Annotated in this window: 18 protein-coding genes, 1 pseudogene and 1 riboswitch; of the genes and pseudogenes, 10 read left to right on the plus strand and 9 right to left on the minus strand. The window is 38.5% G+C overall.

All coding sequences use genetic code 11. The annotated features are described in order from the left end of the window. Positions 1-147: 147 nt before the first annotated feature. The 4 genes from CD039_RS02765 to graF form a co-directional block, all read right to left on the minus strand. Positions 148-951: an energy-coupling factor transporter transmembrane component T family protein gene (locus CD039_RS02765; RefSeq protein ID WP_103371026.1), complete on the minus strand. Its 804-nt coding sequence runs from the start codon at positions 949-951 to the stop codon at positions 148-150. Beyond that, positions 944-2,353 (minus strand): ABC transporter ATP-binding protein, encoded by a 1,410-nt coding sequence (locus CD039_RS02770; RefSeq protein ID WP_103371027.1) that lies wholly within the window; start codon positions 2,351-2,353, stop codon positions 944-946. Before CD039_RS02770 ends, CD039_RS02765 begins: the two co-directional genes overlap by 8 nt. 12 nt (positions 2,354-2,365) lie before the next feature. Next, positions 2,366-2,950, minus strand: coding sequence for an ECF transporter S component (locus CD039_RS02775; protein WP_103371028.1), 585 nt, complete (start codon positions 2,948-2,950; stop codon positions 2,366-2,368). A gap of 119 nt (positions 2,951-3,069) precedes the next feature. Continuing rightward, a riboswitch (TPP riboswitch) is annotated at positions 3,070-3,174 on the minus strand. Positions 3,175-3,406: 232 nt separating this feature from the next. Further along, a complete protein-coding gene (graF, locus tag CD039_RS11925; RefSeq protein ID WP_206169766.1) occupies positions 3,407-3,541 on the minus strand; it encodes a glycopeptide resistance-associated protein GraF in 135 nt (44 codons plus the stop codon). A 514-nt stretch (positions 3,542-4,055) separates the two neighbouring features. On the opposite strand from graF, the gene auxA reads away from it, so the two are divergent. The 5 genes from auxA (at position 4,056) to ptsP (ending at position 9,609) form a co-directional block, all read left to right on the plus strand. Beyond that, complete coding sequence (auxA, locus tag CD039_RS02780) at positions 4,056-5,390, plus strand: lipoteichoic acid stability factor AuxA (protein ID WP_103371029.1); 1,335 nt, start codon at positions 4,056-4,058, stop codon at positions 5,388-5,390. Positions 5,391-5,694: 304 nt separating this feature from the next. Beyond that, complete coding sequence (locus tag CD039_RS02785; RefSeq protein WP_103371030.1) at positions 5,695-6,864, plus strand: class I SAM-dependent rRNA methyltransferase; 1,170 nt, start codon at positions 5,695-5,697, stop codon at positions 6,862-6,864. Positions 6,865-6,921: 57 nt separating this feature from the next. Next, positions 6,922-7,464 (plus strand): hypothetical protein, encoded by a 543-nt coding sequence (locus CD039_RS02790; protein WP_049406862.1) that lies wholly within the window; start codon positions 6,922-6,924, stop codon positions 7,462-7,464. Positions 7,465-7,625: 161 nt separating this feature from the next. Next, entirely contained in the window at positions 7,626-7,892 is a 267-nt protein-coding gene (locus tag CD039_RS02795; protein ID WP_002471864.1) for a phosphocarrier protein HPr, read from the plus strand. Between the two features lies 1 nt (position 7,893). Continuing rightward, positions 7,894-9,609 (plus strand): phosphoenolpyruvate--protein phosphotransferase, encoded by a 1,716-nt coding sequence (gene ptsP, locus CD039_RS02800; RefSeq protein ID WP_103371031.1) that lies wholly within the window; start codon positions 7,894-7,896, stop codon positions 9,607-9,609. 228 nt (positions 9,610-9,837) lie between these two features. On the opposite strand, the gene CD039_RS02805 is transcribed toward ptsP, so the two are convergent. Then, positions 9,838-10,068, minus strand: coding sequence for a glutaredoxin family protein (locus CD039_RS02805; RefSeq protein WP_103371032.1), 231 nt, complete (start codon positions 10,066-10,068; stop codon positions 9,838-9,840). A 201-nt stretch (positions 10,069-10,269) separates the two neighbouring features. Here CD039_RS02805 and CD039_RS02810 point away from each other — a divergent pair, with 201 nt between their 5' ends. The 3 genes from CD039_RS02810 (at position 10,270) to CD039_RS02820 (ending at position 13,416) form a co-directional block, all read left to right on the plus strand. Beyond that, the gene (locus CD039_RS02810; protein WP_103371033.1) at positions 10,270-11,622 is read left to right on the plus strand and encodes a cytochrome ubiquinol oxidase subunit I; all 1,353 of its coding nucleotides are present in this window, start codon (positions 10,270-10,272) and stop codon (positions 11,620-11,622) included. Beyond that, on the plus strand, positions 11,622-12,638 hold the full coding sequence (locus CD039_RS02815; RefSeq protein WP_103371034.1) for a cytochrome d ubiquinol oxidase subunit II: 1,017 nt from the start codon (positions 11,622-11,624) through the stop codon (positions 12,636-12,638). The genes CD039_RS02810 and CD039_RS02815 overlap by 1 nt, the downstream gene beginning before the upstream one ends. 115 nt (positions 12,639-12,753) lie before the next feature. Continuing rightward, positions 12,754-13,416, plus strand: a complete 663-nt coding sequence (locus CD039_RS02820; protein ID WP_002471883.1) for a potassium channel family protein — start codon at positions 12,754-12,756, stop codon at positions 13,414-13,416. A gap of 54 nt (positions 13,417-13,470) precedes the next feature. On the opposite strand, the gene rnjA is transcribed toward CD039_RS02820, so the two are convergent. The 3 genes from rnjA to CD039_RS02835 all read right to left on the minus strand — a co-directional run bounded on the left by rnjA (position 13,471) and on the right by CD039_RS02835 (position 17,515). Further along, positions 13,471-15,237: a ribonuclease J1 gene (gene rnjA, locus CD039_RS02825; protein ID WP_103371035.1), complete on the minus strand. Its 1,767-nt coding sequence runs from the start codon at positions 15,235-15,237 to the stop codon at positions 13,471-13,473. Next, on the minus strand, positions 15,237-15,452 hold the full coding sequence (locus CD039_RS02830) for a DNA-dependent RNA polymerase subunit epsilon (protein ID WP_002471871.1): 216 nt from the start codon (positions 15,450-15,452) through the stop codon (positions 15,237-15,239). Before CD039_RS02830 ends, rnjA begins: the two co-directional genes overlap by 1 nt. 680 nt (positions 15,453-16,132) lie before the next feature. Further along, positions 16,133-17,515 carry an amino acid permease gene (locus tag CD039_RS02835; RefSeq protein WP_103371036.1) on the minus strand — a complete coding sequence of 461 codons (1,383 nt, stop codon included), beginning with the start codon at positions 17,513-17,515 and terminating at the stop codon, positions 16,133-16,135. Positions 17,516-17,848: 333 nt separating this feature from the next. On the opposite strand from CD039_RS02835, the gene CD039_RS02840 reads away from it, so the two are divergent. Next, the gene (locus CD039_RS02840) at positions 17,849-18,121 is read left to right on the plus strand and encodes a hypothetical protein (protein WP_103371589.1); all 273 of its coding nucleotides are present in this window, start codon (positions 17,849-17,851) and stop codon (positions 18,119-18,121) included. Positions 18,122-18,212: 91 nt separating this feature from the next. Here CD039_RS02840 and def read toward each other — a convergent pair whose 3' ends face one another. Then, positions 18,213-18,764: a peptide deformylase gene (gene def / locus CD039_RS02845; RefSeq protein WP_103371037.1), complete on the minus strand. Its 552-nt coding sequence runs from the start codon at positions 18,762-18,764 to the stop codon at positions 18,213-18,215. Positions 18,765-18,889: 125 nt separating this feature from the next. Between def and CD039_RS02850 the strand changes: the two are divergent. Continuing rightward, positions 18,890-19,105 (plus strand): annotated as a pseudogene (locus tag CD039_RS02850) (YkyA family protein); the annotation flags it as partial.

The raw sequence follows: 19,105 nt of genomic DNA on the forward strand, positions 1-19,105 counted from the left end.
TGAAGCACGCGTATCTTCGTGAAGTCTATTAATTAAGGCAATACATTTTTAACAATTGGTGTTGCTTATCAATAAGTGCTGTTATCAAGCAATCCTGCTTTCTTATTGCAACATCAGTTTGCATTTTACAAAACGTAAGACAATTAGCTAGAAATTGTGGCTACGCACATCAGGAATACCTGTCAGTGGTAGCACATGAGCAAGGTAGCAACTGATGGCGAGTAGTGCTATGGTCACGACGATAAACACGAGATCTTTGTATGAAAATGGTGCTTTGTAGTAATACGTTCGTGGACCATCTTGGAAACCTTTCTTCTCCATCGCGACAGAAAGTTGATGTGCACGGCGGATGTTCTGACTGAGTAATGGGATAAACAAATGTTTCAAACGTTTAAGCCCACGATAGTGATGTGCATCAATAACTTGATAACGCATCTTGAGCGAATGACGCAATTGGATAAATGATGTAATCATTATTGGTACCATACGAATGGCTGCCATAAACGCATAGGCGAATTTCGGTTTCACTTTCAAGTGTTGCATCATACTATAGAAGATCATAACGATTTCAGATGTTAATGAAATCAGTATCCCCATAGAAGAGACCGTTAATAGACGTAACGATAAGTGAATGCCTCGAATGAAACTTTCACGCGTGATATGGATAAATCCTAATTTGAACAGTGTATGGGTACCTTCGCCGTAGAAAATCATCGATAAAGATGAAATGATTGCAAATAAGATAGCGAAGAACGTAAAGATACCAACAACTTTAAACTGCACTCCGTTAAACAAGACTAAGAACAGAAACATCAGTATTGTTGTATAAATCATGATATCGAATTGGTGTATAAAGATCACGAAGACGAATAAGAGTATCGCCATCACAATCTTCGTAATTACGTTGACGTCATGGACAAAGGTATTGCGTACTTTCCATGCTTCAAACATGCATATCACCCGTCTTTCTTACTTCATGTAACTGTTGATCTTCGACGTGAATTTGTCGAGAGGGGTAACGTGCAATAATTTCTGGATCATGGGTAATCATGATAATCGTCTGACCTTGAGCTACACGTTCTTGGAAGAGTTGGATTAAGTTAAAGGTATTATGGCTATCCAATCCAAAGGTAGGTTCGTCCAACATGATGATGTCTGCTGGCGAACTTAGCGCAGTTGCCACACTCAGACGACGCTTTTGCCCCATAGACAATTCGAATGGATGTTGGTTCTGCACGCGTTCCAAATTGAGTAAACGTAACATGTCTTCTGTCTGTTGTTGTGCTTGTTTATTATCTTTTTGACTAAACTGAATAAAGATTTCATCATATACGGATTGGGTAATAAACTGCAGTTCTGGATTTTGATATACTAGATACATATGTTGCGCTGCATCTTTGATCTTCTTTAAGTAATGCCCGTTATAGGTCATCTTGCCATCATATTTGATCAACTGCATCATCGATTCGAGTAATGTCGTTTTACCGGTACCATTTTTACCTGTAATTGTAATCCACTCACCTAAGGAAACGTTAAACGCGTCGAGCGCAATCAGTGTTTTGTTACCGCGACGAATAGCACCATCTTGATAACTAAAGACAGGTTCGGTAGTGGTGGAGGATGTATCCTGTGCTTGAGGTGCATAATCCCACGCGTTTGGATGCCATACCCCGTACTCAGTTAACAGCTCCTCGTGTTGAGCGAGTATCGCTTCTGGTTTGTCATCAGCGATAATTTCTGCGTTGTAATTGAGGAGGATTACACGGTCGATATGTTCCCAAATATGCTCAACCTTGTGCTCCACAATCACGACAGTTTGATCTTCCCAGAAATCTTTGATCTTGCTCCACAACTCAGCTGTAGCTTCTGTATCAAGCATGGCTGTTGGCTCATCTAGGAAAAGGGTTTCGGCTTGTTGTAGCAATGTTTCTGCGATCGCTAATTTCTGTTTCATACCACCACTGAGTTGATTCACGTACTGGTCGGGATCCACATTGAGACCCACTGAATCTAAAGCACGCTGAATCGCTTGATCCATTTCTGAGCGTGGAACTTGGCGATTCTCAAGAATAAAGCCCAACTCTTCTTTCACTTTCGGCATACAGAACTGCGTATCAGGATCTTGGAAGATCATGCCGCAGTGCGCATCAATATGTAACTCATCATATTTCATCGGTAGTTCAATTAATTCAGGAACGATGCCACTTAACACATTTAATAAGGTACTCTTACCCGCCCCAGAGGGGCCGAGTAAGAGTACTTTCTCTTTGTCATGAATTGTTAAATCGAGGCCGTCGAAGATCTTATGTTCACCATTCGGGTACTTCAGACGTAAATTTTTAGTCGATAGCACAGTATCGTCTCCTTACAAGTTATCGTAATCTTTTTTAGATGCAGGTCTGAAGAGTTTGGTCACTCCGGTCTGATCTAGCGCTTTGATGATGTAGTATGAAAGTAAACCGGCGACTAACAGACCACCGATTAATCTGAAGACAATGTACAGTGTTAAGTTCCAACCTGATAACTCATTAAGGTAGCCATACGCGAAGTCGAGTGGCAAGGTAATAATCGCAGCCATTAATCCAGCAAGCATAGCTACTGCAGCTGAACGAGACTTGTAGCGGAAGATGAGGAAGATAAACTCACATGCGACACCTTGGAGTAAACCGTAAATCATCGTAGGGACATCAAAGCGACCCATAACGATTGTTTCACCAGCACCTGCTGCAAACTCTGCTAGAATTGCGATTCCGGGTTTAGGAATGATGAGATAGGCAACCACTGCTGCCATAAACCACATGCCGTAGACGATTTCTTCCACATGTAAACCAGATATTTTAGAAAAATCATACACGAAATGCCAAACGTTATAAATAATCGCAAAGACCACTGCGATTAAGACTGTGACGAGTATGTCGGATAGCTTTAAACCTCTTGAAGCTCTTGTCATATCTATTTCCTCCCAATAAAAAACGCACAACCTCATCTAGAAGTTGCGCGAAAAACAAACAGAAAGAAATAAACATTGGATGAAGGCTCTGCCATGCCATTAAAGGCAGAGCTTAACATAATAGTAATCGCTCACTTTCCTACGCTAGTATCATCTAGATCAGGTTCAAAGGGTTTGAGGTTCTACCTCATCTCAGTTATAACATAACACCCCTAGTGCGTTAGATTGATTTGTAATTTAATTCTAATGTAGACTGGTTGAGAACGATTGTCAAGGCTTTCTTGAGATATGTGAGAGAAGTGAGGTGTGGGCACTTCGTTAAGTGGTATAATTACATTAAAATAGCACACGCCACATGAAATAAGAGGTACATGACGTGTGCTTTGCGACTAGTAATTATAGGGTTAGTGTTTATCTTACGAATAAAATGTGTAGAATTTGAACGATGTTTGGATATTAATCTAAAGAATCTTGGACGTTTTGTTTTGTTTCTTTAACGTTATCTTCAGCTTGTTCTTTCTTATCCTTTAACTGTTCTTCTTGTTCTTTAGCTTGTTCAGCTGCTTGTTTGTTCTTATCTTCACTTGTCATAGGAATCAGACTCCTTTGTTGATTATTCTTACCATTAGTATTATACCCGTTTTAAATGATTTATACACAATTATGTTGTAAAATCTGTTTCTTTAACGGGTGAAATGGAAATAGAAGAAGTAAGTTGTGTTGATAGGTCGCGTGCGTTATAATTTACATACTTATCTCACATTCGAACGAAGAGGTCATATGTAACTGTGAAAGGTGGGGCGCAAGACCAACTACTTATTGGCTTGTGCACTTTATTCATTACTACATAATTAGCGTGTAGTGCGATTTCAACTCGCAACTTAGCTTGTTTATAGAAAAGAAACTCAATTTATAAATGGATGTGACGAAGTACTGTTACCGTCGTCACTCATTGTCAGTGTTTTTACATACTGAAATGCGCAATGTCGGTTACACATTTATAAGTGAGAAAAAGTGTAAGAAATTTCGGTCTCTAGACCTATTTCTTGCACGATATAGAGACAACATGGATATGTTCATATATAATTGTTTTGAGGTGAAATGAATGTCTTTCCTTAAAAAACACGCCGAAATTATATACAGCTATATTATCGGTGCAGTCGCACTGTTAATAGGTGTTATTATATTACTCAATTTATCTTTCATTCACATGCTTAATGGGAAAGATAAGATTAATTTACACATACATAATGTATGGGACTTTATTAACGCATTCTTTGCCGAAATTATCCGAGTCATGAGTACGTTTATTGGTAACTTTCCAATCGTCAGTGCGATTATCATCATCCTGTTCGGTTTGTTAGTTATCGGTATAGGTATTCTGTTATTTAGAACAACATCTTATGACTACGATATTTCAGTGTTCTTCTTAGTAATTGGAATATTATTCTTTATCATTACACTCGTCTTAATGACACAAGTTTATAGTTTCTTTGCGATTATCTTTGTGATTCCATTTATCATTCATATCGGTTATATCGTTTATAAAGACGATTTAAATCCTAATCATCGTAAATATCACTATTTATGGATTATCTTTAGTTACGGTATTTCTTATCTTATCACGCAAGTGGTGCTATACGGCCGTGTAGATAACAATGATATTATTCCGATCGACATTCTAAGTGTGAATGCGTTCTTCTTAGTCATGTGGTTACTCGGTCAGATGGCAATTTGGAACTTCTTATTCTTACGTCGTTCTCTTCCATTAACTAAGCAAGAGTTAGGTGAAGAAGAACCAGAATTATCAAGAACTAACAAAGAGTCAGTGACGAACCAAACGAAAGAACGTATTAAACATTTACAAGATAAAACGACTGAGATTACACACAAGACACGTCGTAGCATGGATATTGAAAAAATGCGTAACAAGAAAGATCAATTCGTGGATAAATGGAAACAACGTATCGATATTCAAGAAGACGATGTACCTAAATGGATGCGCAAACCGAAATGGTTGAAATCATTATATATTGAATTGATTTGTGCAGGCATTATGCTCTTCTTTACACTCATCGAATTGCACAACAGAAGTTCACTGTTTATGTCAGGAAATTGGGAGTTATCACAAACGCAATACGTTATTGAATGGATAACTTTATTCTTACTGATGTTAATTATGGTTGTTTACGTCTTACTGACGCTAACCAATTACTTTAAAAATCGATTCTATTATTTACATCTATTTATTATTAGCATACTCTTCTTCAAGTTATTTACAGAGTTTGCGAATATCATGATTCACGGTCAATTATTCTCAACATTCATCACGCCAATTCTGTTCATTATGCTCATCGCAGTTATCGTCGCTTTCGTGATTAAGTTACGTGAACCTGATCGTAATGATAAAGAGAGAATGGAATCTTTAGATTCGAAGTAAGTTGTTAATTTTAAAAATTAAAATTGAGTATGAGTAGCAGATATGGAAATCAACTCGGTTTCTGTATCTGCTTTTTTAAAAACTGTTAAAGTCTCTCCTACAACATTGCAACTTTAAAGAGAGAATTGAATTCCAGTGGGGAATAGGAGAGGATAGAAGTAACGAGTAAGAATATGAAAAATCATAGGATAAGCTCACCAAAGAATGATAAACTATGTGAACGTAGAATATGATATTGTTGAATTGAAATCTAAAGTAATCACACAATAACAGTGCATAAATAGAAAGGATGTAAGTGTCAGAGATGAAGACAGCGACATTGAATAAAGGTAAAGAGAAGAAGTATTTAAATCACTATCCGTTAATAGATCAAGCGGATCTCTATGCACACGATCATTTGAAAGAGGTGGACATCTTTCAACTTGTGACAGACGCTGGAAGTTATATTGCCACGGCCTACGTTGGTCATCAACATAAAGGGCTTGGCTGGGTATTGAGTTACGATCAAACAGAAGATATTAATGCCTCATTCTTCGTGAATTTATTTGAAGAAGCGCAAGCAGAAAGAGATTATTTCTATCATATTGAAGGGACGAATGCATTCCGCCTCTTTAATGCAGAGGGAGACGGTGTCGGTGGTTTAACCATCGATAATTACGATGGCCACTTGCTGATTCAATGGTATTCGAAAGGGATTTACAAATTTAGATATTTAATTCTACAAGCGATTCGACAAGTGTTTGATTACACGTCTATTTACGAGAAGATGCGCTTCCCTAACCACACTCATGAAGGTGGCTTTGTTGAAGGCGATGCGCCGGAATTTCCTATTATCATTGAGGAGAACTTCACATTCTATAACGTCAATCTTGATGATGGCATGATGACAGGACTCTTCCTTGACCAGAAAGATGTGCGTAAGAAGCTCCGTGATCACTTTGCGTCACAACGTGATGTGTTGAATCTCTTTAGTTACACAGGTGCATTTTCAGTAGTGGCAGCGAACGAAGCTAAGACGACGACAAGTGTGGATCTCGCTAATCGTTCACGCGAGCTCACTGAAGAGAATTTCGGCATTAACGGCATCGATCCTGAAACGCAGTACATCTATGTCATGGATACCTTTGATTATTACCGCTATGCTGAACGTCACGGCATCACGTATGACACTATCGTTATTGATCCGCCAAGCTTTGCGCGTAATAAAAAGAAAACATTCTCAGTTCAGAAAGACTACGACAAATTAATCGAAGGTGCGCTGAATATTGTTGCCCCTCAAGGAACGTTACTCTTATGTACAAATCACAGTGAGTTTACGAAGAAACAATTTAAATCAGTGATTAAACAGACTTTAAATAATGCAGGCGTGGACTTTGAGTTTGCTGAAGTGATGGGCTTACCTAAAGACTTTAAGACACATCCACATTACAAACCATCTAAGTATTTGAAAGCAATTTTCGTCCAACTTAAATAAATTGTGTTGAATCGGGTATGTAGTCTTGTGAATAATTAACTATGAGGAGCGATGATCATGAGTTTTACTAATAAGATTACAAACGATGTCACTAGTAAGATTGGAAATAAAGTTCTCAATATTGAAGAGATTAAAGAGAAAAGCAATATTCCTACTACGAAAGCAGAGTTAAAGGAACGTCATCGTCGTGCGATGTCATTAGTGAAGAAGAAATCTCTACTTTCTTCTGGAATGAGTGTCGTGCCGATTCCTGGCTTAGACTTCGGCGTAGATATTAAATTAATGCGCGATATCATCGAAGATTTAAACAAATTGTATGGTTTAGACCACAAACAAGTGAATTCTCTAGGCGATGACACGAAACAACGTATCTTCTCTGCTGCGGCGATTCAAGGTAGCCAATTTATCGGTAAAAAGGTGTCTAACGCCATCTTGAAAGTCGTCATTCGTGATGTAGCCAAACGTGCAGCGGCGAAACAAACGAAATGGTTCCCAGTAGTAGGTCAAGCGATCTCAGCTTCAATTAGCTTTTACTTTATGAAAAAAGTCGGCGAAGATCATATGAAAAAATGTGAAAGTGTCATCAAATCTCTATGGTAATGGAACCCGTTTCATAAAATAGTCAAAAGTGCTACAAATATTATCGTAGCTAGGGTTTAACAAATTGAATTTCAATATCAATTTTGGTAATGTTTAGTTATAAGGCTAAGAAAGTTTAATTAAACTGAACGATTCTAACTATACGAAGGAGACATCATATTATGGAACAAAAATCATATGTAATTATTGACGAAACAGGTATTCATGCACGTCCAGCTACAATGCTTGTACAAACAGCTTCAAAATTCGATTCAGATATTCAATTAGAATACAACGGTAAGAAAGTTAACCTTAAATCAATCATGGGTGTTATGAGCTTAGGTGTAGGCAAAGATGCTGAAATTACAATCTATGCTGATGGTAGCGACGAAGCGGACGCAATCGAAGCAATCACTGAAATCTTATCTAAAGAAGGTTTAACAGAATAATATGTCACAACGTATGAACGGAATTGCGGCTTCAGACGGCGTCGCAATTGCAAGAGCATATTTACTCGTTGAACCAGACTTATCCTTTGAACGCGATAAGGTTGCAGATGTTGATGCAGAAATCAACAAGTTTCGAAACGCTATCGATACTTCTAAAGTTGAATTAACTAAGATTCGAAATAATGCTGAAGCAAATATTGGTCCTGATAAAGCAGCGATATTTGACGCGCATTTACTCATTCTGGACGACCCAGAAATTATTAAACCCGTAGAGGAGAAGATTTCTAACGAACAAGTGAATGCACCGACGGCATTGACAGATGTGACTTCACAATTTGTAACAATCTTTGAATCTATGGACAACGAATATATGAAAGAGCGTGCCGCAGACGTTCGAGACGTATCTAAACGTGTCTTAGCGCACATTCTTGGTGTGACATTACCTAATCCAAGTATGATTGATGAGAATGTAGTTATCATCGGTAATGACTTAACACCTTCTGATACAGCTCAATTAAACAAAGACTTCGTCCAAGGTTTCGTTACGAATATCGGTGGAAGAACGTCACACTCTGCAATTATGAGTCGTTCTTTAGAAATTGCTTCAGTCGTAGGTACGAAATCAATCACTGAAGAAGTACAACAAGGTGATATGATTATCGTAGACGGTTTAACTGGTGAAGTCATTATCAATCCGACAGAAGACGAAGTTATTGCTTATCAGAATAAGCGTGAACGTTTCTTTAAAGATAAAGAAGAACTTAAGAAATTACGCGACGAAGAAACTACTACAGTAGATGGCGTAAACGTTGAGCTTGCGGCAAACATTGGTACACCTAAAGATCTTGATGGTGTAATGGACAATGGTGCTGAAGGTATTGGCTTATACCGTACAGAATTCTTATATATGGGTAGAGACGAAATGCCTTCAGAAGATGAACAATTTGAAGCGTATAAATCTGTATTACAAGAAATGGATGGAAAACGTGTCGTTGTTCGTACGTTGGATATCGGCGGAGATAAAGAGTTACCTTATTTAAATCTGCCTGAAGAAATGAATCCATTCTTAGGTTATAGAGCCATTCGTCTATGTCTGAACGAACCTGAAATATTCAGACCTCAACTTCGTGCGTTATTACGTGCGTCCACGTATGGTAAGTTGAGCATCATGTTCCCAATGGTTGCAACAGTTCAAGAGTTCCGAGATGCGAAAGCACTTTTAAATGAAGAAAAAGAGAAGTTAATTAAAGAAGGCGTAGAAGTGGCTGAGGATATCGAACTAGGTATCATGGTAGAAATTCCAGCTACAGCCGCTTTAGCAGACGTCTTTGCGAAAGAAGTAGACTTCTTCAGTATCGGTACGAACGACTTGATTCAATATACGATGGCAGCTGACCGCATGTCAGAACGTGTATCTTATCTCTACCAACCATATAATCCATCTATCTTGCGCCTTGTTAAACAAGTTATTGATGCTTCACATCAAGAAGGTAAATGGACAGGTATGTGTGGGGAAATGGCTGGCGATGCTACTGCTATTCCAGTATTACTCGGTCTCGGCTTAGATGAATTCTCTATGAGTGCGACATCCGTACTCAAAGCACGTCGCCAAATCAAAGGATTAAGTCAGAACGAAATGCGTGAACTCGCTAATCGTGCGATTGATTGTGTTTCTGCTGATGAAGTAGAAGATTTAGTTCAATCTTATACAAAATAGACATTTCCAATTACTATGATTGATATAACAAGAGCTTAAGTTGAATGTGTAGAGATTCAACTTAAGCTCTTTTTTAGTGAGATAATGATGTTTCGTTTGGCAAGGGAGGATGAAACATTTAAAAACAAGTAAAGTATCAACCGCTTTGAAACTTTTCAACGTTTAGCTCCATTTATAATCAGGAATAACATAAGTATATTCATTTCTGTCGAACAGAGGTTGAATCTTCTACTCAATGCCAAACGCGTGATTGATTTTATCTATATCTACAGAATACATAGGCTCTCCATTTAACAGAATAAATGGTGTCGCAAATGCATCATAATCGATCATCTCATTACGATATGGACCGTGATTAATATTTTTCTCAGTATAATCAATGTTATGTTCAGTTAAGTAATTTTTAACAAATGTGCAAGGTGGACAATCATCTTGGGTATAAATAACAATTTCACTCATAGTGATACTCCTTTTAAGCGTAGAATAATTACAGATTAGCATAATCACTGAACAGACGAAAGTAGTCTGAACCGCGCGTTGTCAAAGATTTGTCATTTAATTTATGAACAAAATGATTTCATTTAGCATAGTAGTCGATTTATAATTTAACAGAATCATGAGTAAGAACTCAATGATATTTATATAAATATAGGTGATATTATGGATTCAGTTGAAATTGCACGTTTTCTCACAGGAATGACGTTAGCAGTTCATATTATATTTGCAACGATTGGTGTAGGTATGCCACTCATGTTTGCTATCGCTGAATTTCTAGGGATTAAGAAGAAAGATCCTGAATATTTAACTTTAGCGAAACGGTGGGTGAAAGGCTACACGATTACCGTTGCCGTAGGTGTTGTCACAGGTACGATTATAGGCTTGCAACTTTCTCTTTTATGGCCGTCCTTTATGAAGATTGGTGGACACGTCATCGCATTACCACTCTTTATGGAGACGTTCGCATTCTTCTTTGAAGCGATCTTCTTGAGTATTTACCTCTACACATGGGATCGTTTCAAAAGTCAATGGACCCATCTCATTATTAGTATCCCAGTGATACTAGGTGGTTCCTTCTCAGCATTGTTTATCACCTCAGTTAACTCCTTCATGAATACACCCGCAGGATTTGAAATGAAGAATGGCAGAATGATTAACGTCGAACCGTGGGCTGCGATGTTTAATGATTCGTTCTTAGTGAGATCATTCCACGTCGTCGCAACGGCCTTGATGACGATGGCTTTCGTGCTCGCAACGATTGCTGCTTTCAAACTGTTAAAGAATAAATTTAAAAAAGATGCTGCTTATCATAAGAAAGCCTTGAAATTAACGATGATTCTCGGTTTGATCTTCACGTTAGGTTCAATGCTTGCTGGAGATATGTCAGCGAAATTCCTACATCAAGAACAACCGGAGAAACTTGCTGCGTATGAATGGCACTTTGATACACAAAGTAAGTCTGACCTCGTGTTCTTCGGGGTGTTGGATGAAGATAAACAGGAAGTTTCAGGCGCAGTTAAAATACCAGGGTTGCTGAGCTTCTTAGCCGACAATAACGTCAATACGAAAGTCAAAGGTTTAAATGACTTTAAAGCAAGTGAACTTCCACCGATGATTGTCCATTACTACTTTGACTTGATGGTCGCAATGGGCGTATTCTGCTTTATTGTGTCAGCCGTATTTATTATTACGATGATCTTTAAACGGTTACGTCGATGGACTTTCAAGAAACCATTGCTTTATGCAGCGATACTAACTGGGCCAGCTGCACTCTTAGCGATTGAGTTTGGTTGGTTCTTAACTGAACAGGGACGTCAGCCATGGATAATTAGAGGTTATATGAAAGTAGCACAGGCAGCTACACAAGCAGGTGGACTCACGTTAGTAACGATTCTGTTTGGATTACTTTATTTAGTCCTTCTCGTTACGGCGTCTTACGTGCTCATACGCATGTTCAGAAACAAACCTGCTTACAAAGAGATCGACGAACTTTCCTCAGAAAGAGGTGACCACTAATGGATTACGCACACGTAGGAATATTAGTCTTATCGCTATTCTTATTCTGCTATATCATCATCGGTTCAATAGATTATGGAGCAGGATTCTTTACGTTGCATGCGAAGATTACACATCAAGATAAACGTATTAATCACCTGATTGCGCGCTATTTAAATCCGGTCTGGGAAGTGACAAACGTCTTCTTCGTCTTCTTCTTCGTCGGAATAGTTGGGTTCTTTCCAGATACAGCGAAATATATGGGCACCGTTCTACTCGTACCAGCGTCTATTTCGCTCATTCTATTATCGATTCGCGGCGGTTTCTACGCCTTTGAGAACTATGGTCCTGACACGAAATTACCGTGGCTTGCCCTCTATGGCTTAGCGGGTTTATTTATACCAGCTTCTCTGTCGGTTGCTTTCACCGTATCAGAAGGGGGCTATATTCACGAGTATGCGCATCATATTGATTTAGATTGGACAGAACTCTTTTTAAGTCCGTTCTCATGGGCTGTCGTCTTTCTCGCTGTACTTACCGTGCTTTACATTTCAGCAGGGTTCCTAACGTATTATGCAGCCAAGGCAGAGGATTGGAAGGCGTATAAACTTGTGAGATATTGGTTCATCTTCTGGGGACCACCGATGATTGCGATGTCTTTATTCGTACTTTTAACATTAAGAATTCAGAACCATTCTCACTTCTTAACCGCAGTGCAAGATTATTGGTGGATGTTTGCGTTAAGCTTAATATGTTTCGTCATCGCGATGTTACTTGCGCTCTTTAAAGTTGCGCATGGCTTTGCCTTTATCATGGTCATCTTACAAGTGTTCTTTGCTTTCCTTGGTTATGGATTGAGTAAAATGCCTTACATTCTTTATCCATACGTTAGCATAGAACATGGTGCAGCCAACGGTAGCATGGCATTAGCCTTAATCATTGCGTTTATAGCTGGTTTCTTGCTACTCTTGCCATCACTTTTATTCTTGATGCGTTTGTTTATTTTCGATAAAGGTTATGTGAAAGGTAAAAAATAGAATTTGAACTTTTAAGGTGAGAATGATTGAAATATGATGTGTTTTACTATACGCTAATGACGTTAGAATACTCACAGATAAATCATTCTCATCTTATTTATTATGGAGGCAACTTATGGATAAAGAGTACGTCGTTATCGGTCTTGGACGTTTCGGTGGCAGTATCGTCCGAGAACTGAATGCTTTAGATATGGATGTTATGGCGATTGATTTCAACGAGAATCGCGTCAACGAATATAGCGATATTGCTACACATGCAGTGGTCGCGGATACGACTGACGAAGCGGTGATGAAAAGTTTAGGGATTCGTAACTTTGATCACGTCATCGTCGCAATAGGGGAGAACATTCAATCTAGTACGTTAACTACCTTGATATTGAAAGAGCTTGGTGTGAAGAAGGTCACTGCGAAGGCGCAGAATGATTATCATGCGAAGATTCTTAATAAAATTGGTGCAGATACTGTCGTTCATCCTGAACGTGATATGGGACGACGTATCGCGCATAACGTGGCGAGCGCAAGTGTCTTAGACTATCTTGAACTTGCGGATGAACATTCCATCGTTGAAATTAAAGCGAGCGAGAAGATGGCAGGTCAGTCCATCATCGATATGGATATTCGTGCACAATATGGTATTAGTATCATAGCGATTAAACGTGGACGTGATATTATCGTTTCGCCGGATCCGAATATTAGTATTGAATTTGGAGATATCTTAATCATGATTGGTCACGACAATGATTTGAGTCGCTTCGAGAAGAAAGTCGTTAGAGGTTAAGTTATATCATGTAAAAGGTCGCAAACTCTCGAATGGGTTTGCGACCTTTTTTCACTATGATTTATCTTGTTTTTTATTTTTACCTTTACGGAAACCTTTGTAAGAAGGTTTGAACGTTTTCTTGTGATGATGAGAACCTGATTGATGTTCGTTCACTTTCATAATCACCGGAAGAATCATCGGTTTACGTGCTGTCTTATCGTAAAGATAAGGCTGTAACGTTTCAATGATAGATGATTTGATTTGGTGCCATTGAATATCTTTGTTCTGATTCAACTTGCCAATGACATCGGTCTTAATCTTCTTCTGTGCATCGTAAATGAGTTGACCTGACTCACGCATGTAAACGAAACCACGAGAGATAATATCTGGACCAGAAAGCAGACGATTGGTATTGAAATCAATACTTACGACTACAATGACCAGACCTTCTTCTGATAGTAACTTACGGTCTCTGATCACGACATTACCAATATCGCCAATACCGCTACCATCGACAAGCACATTGCCTGATGGAATGCGACCAGCGTAACGAGCAGAATCGTGAGTGAGCGCAAGTACGTCACCAATCTCAAAGATAAAGACATTGTCCGGATCCACACCACAATCAATACCTGTTTGACTATGAGCTTTCAACATACGATATTCACCGTGAATAGGTAAGAAGAATTTCGGTCTGAGTAAACGTAACATCAATTGTTGGTCGACTTTAGAACCGTGACCAGATGTGTGGATATTCGATACTTTGTTATGAATCACTTCAGCACCTGCGCGATAAAGCGCATTGATTGTACGGTTGATACTCTTCGTATTACCTGGGATAGGTGAAGAGCTAAACACAACAGTATCTTCAGGAATGATCTTAATCTGTTTGTGTGTACCATTCGCGATTCTTGAGAGCGCCGCCATCGGTTCACCCTGAGATCCTGTACAAAGGATGAGCAACTGATGCTTCGGCACGCTATTAATCTTATTCGGTTCAATAAATGTTTCTGGCGGTGCTTTAATGTAACCGAGTTCCATACCAATCTTGATATTATTTTCCATAGAGCGACCGAACGTCACGATTTTACGATCATATTTAATCGCTGCTTCAACCGCTTGTTGCACACGATAAATATTCGATGCAAACGTTGCAAAGATGATACGTCCTGTGCAGTTTCTGAAAATTTTATCAACGTTTTGCCCAACTTCTCTTTCACTAAGTGTAAAATCTGGAACGAGAGAGTTGGTTGAGTCGGACATCAAACAAAGTACGCCTTTTTCACCTAATTTAGCCATTTTAGCCATATTCGCAGGTTCGCCTACTGGAGTGAAATCAAATTTAAAGTCACCTGTGTGAACGATATTACCTTCAGGTGTATTAACAATCACACCGTAAGCCTCAGGAATACTGTGCGTAGTGAGGTAGAATGAAATTTCAAAATGCTTAGATTTAATCACACTATCCTCATCAATCTCGTTGAGAGACGTCGTGCGTAATAAATGATGCTCTTCAAGTTTGTTGCGGATTAAACCGAGAGCGAGTGGACCACCATAAATAGGTACATTAATTTGTTTAAGTAAATAGGGCACACCACCTATATGGTCTTCGTGTCCGTGTGTGATGAAACAACCGACAATCTTATCTTCGTTCTGTTCAAGATAAGTATAGTCAGGGATCACATAGTCGATACCGAGAAGGTTGTCATCCGGGAATTTAATTCCCGCATCAATGATGACAATCTCATCTTTGTATTCGACGGCATAGGTATTCTTACCAATTTCACCTAAGCCACCAAGTGCGTATACCGCAACTTCATTATTGTGAATTTGCTTCATTATTCAGCTTGCTCCACATTGAAATCTTCAGATTGTTTCTCGTAATCTAAATGTGCGCCCTCTAATTTAGTGATAAATTCGATATTGTAATTACGATCTTTCAAATAACGTCTAACTTGTTCTTCTGTTTGCGCTTCAACATAAATCGTTTGTGTATTTTCACGTACGATTACTTCATTGCGATTATGTTGAAAGAATACTTTAAATACTGCCATTTGTTACAGTTCCTCCTATATATTACTTGTTTATATTTTTAAAAATAATTAAAGTTAACTCCCTGGTTGAATACTTGGTACGAAATAAATTGAACTTATTTCTATCAAAATAGGTAATGTTACTAAAAAGAAAGAGAACATACCAGCTTTCTGCCCAGTATGTTTCCAGGGATAATTGATGTCGTTCGTAGTGAAATGAGCTATAAACTCGTGATGCTTTGCAACTGATATAAATAGATGCATTTATCGTATATCATTAATCATCATTTAAGATAGATAAAATGAGTGATGCTATCTGTGCAAAAGCGTAAGTGTTTGAGTTACTCATCTCAATTTCAGTTAGTTCTTATTTTACATTATGTGAATAAATAAATAAAGCAGTTTTATTTTAATAGGAGGGAGAGTAGAACAGAAATCTATGATTTATAGAGCTGTTTGAGTTAGGAGGAGTCGAAATTAAAAAAGGAGGGGTTATGTTCGCAATAGGACAGAGAATTCTCCTTAGAAGACACGGTAACATGGAGGTGTCTGTGTTACTTCATACTTTAATAAAGAACAAGTTGCAAACTTGAAGTAGCCTCTTTCGCATTTTAAAAAAGCTATGAAGTAACTCATCATGTTCGAGCGCTTCATAGCTTAAATCATTATTTCAAATCTACTGTTATACTCAGCCTTGCAACTTATAGTTTTGCCAACCGATCGGGATCTTTAGAAAGTGCACGCTTATGGAAGTAGTAAGCGATAGCAACACCACTGTACCATACTGGCGATAAGATAAAGCCAATCAGCGTTTCAGGATCGAATAGCAAGATAATCGCGATAAAGATAAAGAAGATGATTACTGAGTAAGCAGCGAAGACACCGCCTGGTAATTTGAACTTACTTGCTTGATGCAAAGCTTTATCCTTTTTCACATAACTAATATAAGCACAAACGATGAGCGCCCATACTACAATCGTGATGGATGTAACGACAGAGCTGATATAAACAAAGACCTTCTCACCATCAGGAATGATGAAGTTTAGAATCACCGTGATTGAAATCAAGATACATGTCACGATGAGCGCATTCTGAGGGATGCCGCGTTTCGACAAAGCGACCATCATCTTAGGTGCTTGTTGCTTATCTCCTAGACTAAATAGGATACGGCTATTCGTAAAAATACCACTGTTAGCAGATGAAGCAGCAGCTGTTAAGACTACTGAGTTGATAAGTAGTGCTGCAAAAGGCACACCTGCCAATGCAAATAATGAAACGAACGGACTGTTCTCAGGATTAATTTGCGTCCAAGGTACTACCATCATAATGACAGCGAGGGCACCGACGTAAAAAATAATGATACGCAGCGGTACGCTGTTAATAGCACGTGGTAACGTCTTCTCAGGATCTTTCGTCTCACCCGCTGTGATACCGATGAATTCGATACCCATAAACGCGTAAACCGCCATTTCGAATGACATCAAGAAGCCGCTCATACCATGTGGGAACATGCCGCCATGTGAGTATAGGTTAGAGAAGGAAGCGTGTGCACCCGTTGGCGTCTTGAATGCCAACGCCACTAACACTATTCCTACAACGATTAAGGCAAGGATAGTCACAACCTTGATAATCGAGAACCAGAATTCGAGTTCTCCGAAGATCTTCGTACTTGATAAGTTAAGTACGAGTAAAAATATTAATACAGAGAAACACGTCAGCCAGTTCGGTATATTGGGATTGAAGTAATTGATATACTGTGCGATAGCCGTTAAATCACCCATAACTGTGATGACCCACGACATCCAATATGACCAACCGACCACAAATCCTACGAATGGTCCTAAATATTCATGTGCAATATCTGTGAACGTATTGAAACCTGTCTTAGCGAGTAACATTTCTCCCATTGCTCGCATAAATAAGAATAAGAAAAATCCTACAATCATGTACGTAAAGAGTATTGAGGGACCTGCTTTAGCAATGGTGTTCCCTGATCCAAAGAACAACCCTGTCCCGATAGCACCGCCAATCGCAATGAGTTGGATATGACGGTTGCTCAGTTCTCTTCTTAGATGTTTTGCCATTGTTTTTCTCCACAGTCACTTTAGAGTGAATAATATACTTTGTTTATGAGTGAACATACCCCTATTGTTCAAGCGTATATTATTAAAGTTATATTACACTAATGTTCAGAATATTACAACTCGTTTCTGTAAAATTCTCCGAAACCCATACACTACAAGGTTTTGAACACTTATTTTAAAATGCAAAGAGGAAATGATGGAATGACAATTTCTACATATACCCAACGACCGAACATAGTCGTTCGCGTAGAAGATTGCTTGTAAATGGACGAGCGTATCCGCTATGATAAGACTATTCCTATAATTGGTATCCTGAGAAAGAAGGGGATTATAATGGCAACTTTGAAACAACTGATCGAGGACATCGAATGGGAAAAAGGGCGCAAGGATAAACTGTTGCAAAAAATTATATTTGAAGTGAGAGAACAACAGGTCATCATGTTTTTCGAATATGATGAAGTGGTCGACAATATTCATGGAAATCAGTATGCAGTTAAGCATCATCATGATCCTGAATTTATTGAATTAGAGGATATGGAAGCAATTAAGCAGAAATTAGTAGAATTACATATTCCTTATAGTGAGCGACGTGACGTTTTTATGTAATGCCAGTTTAATAAGAGAGAAATAACGTATCAATATGAAAGACGCGCTAAGGAGGCTATTATAGTCCTCTTTAGCGCGTTGTTTTGTCATTTTATGCTTCGATCGCACCCTCATGAGGTGTGAGTGGATGATCATCGTCGATATGATCGTAGAACATCACACCGTTAAGATGATCGATTTCATGTTGTACTACGATAGCTGGGTAGCCTTTGAGGCGCAATTTCAACTCGTTTCCATCGATATCATACGCTTTAACTTTGATGCGGTAATTACGATGGACTAATCCTGGAATATCTTTATCTACACTGAGACACCCTTCACCAGTTGGCAGATAAGCTTCTTGAACGCTGTGACTCATAATCTTAGGATTAACTAACATTAAATCATAGGATTTACCGTTACCGTCATCAGGTAAATAAACTGCAATCATTCTTTTAGAGAGATTGATTTGAGGCGCAGCTAAACCAACGCCTGAGCGTAAGCCATATTTCTTCGCAGTTTCCTCATCTTGACTGTTAATCAAGAACGTGCGCATTGCTTGTAGCGTTTCACGTTCCTCATCTGATAATGGGAGTTCAACTTCTTTCGCTTTCTCACGTAATGTAGGATGTCCATCTTTAATGATATCTTTCATAGTTAACATTAGTCATACACCTTCCTTAATTATCCACTATACCAAATTTGACGCGACAAGATACAGTATTCTAGTTGCTTTTGCAAGAAAAATTTTTTACGATTACACTGATAAAAAAGGAGGAAGTAAACATAATGAAATTAAGATATGGTATGAGTGCCATCCTAGCTTCGGCAGTACTTCTCGCAGGTTGTACGACAGATAAAGGTGAAATGAAAGCCTATAATCACCAAATTGAAGATGCACAAGGTAAGGAGAAAGTCATTAATAAAGTTGATAAAGAAATGGCTGATATTCAGCAAGATAAGCAGAAATTAATGGATAAGCTTGATGGTAAAAATGATCTTGAT

This window comes from Staphylococcus argensis (assembly GCF_002902305.1).
Classification (GTDB): Bacteria; Bacillota; Bacilli; order Staphylococcales; family Staphylococcaceae; genus Staphylococcus; species Staphylococcus argensis.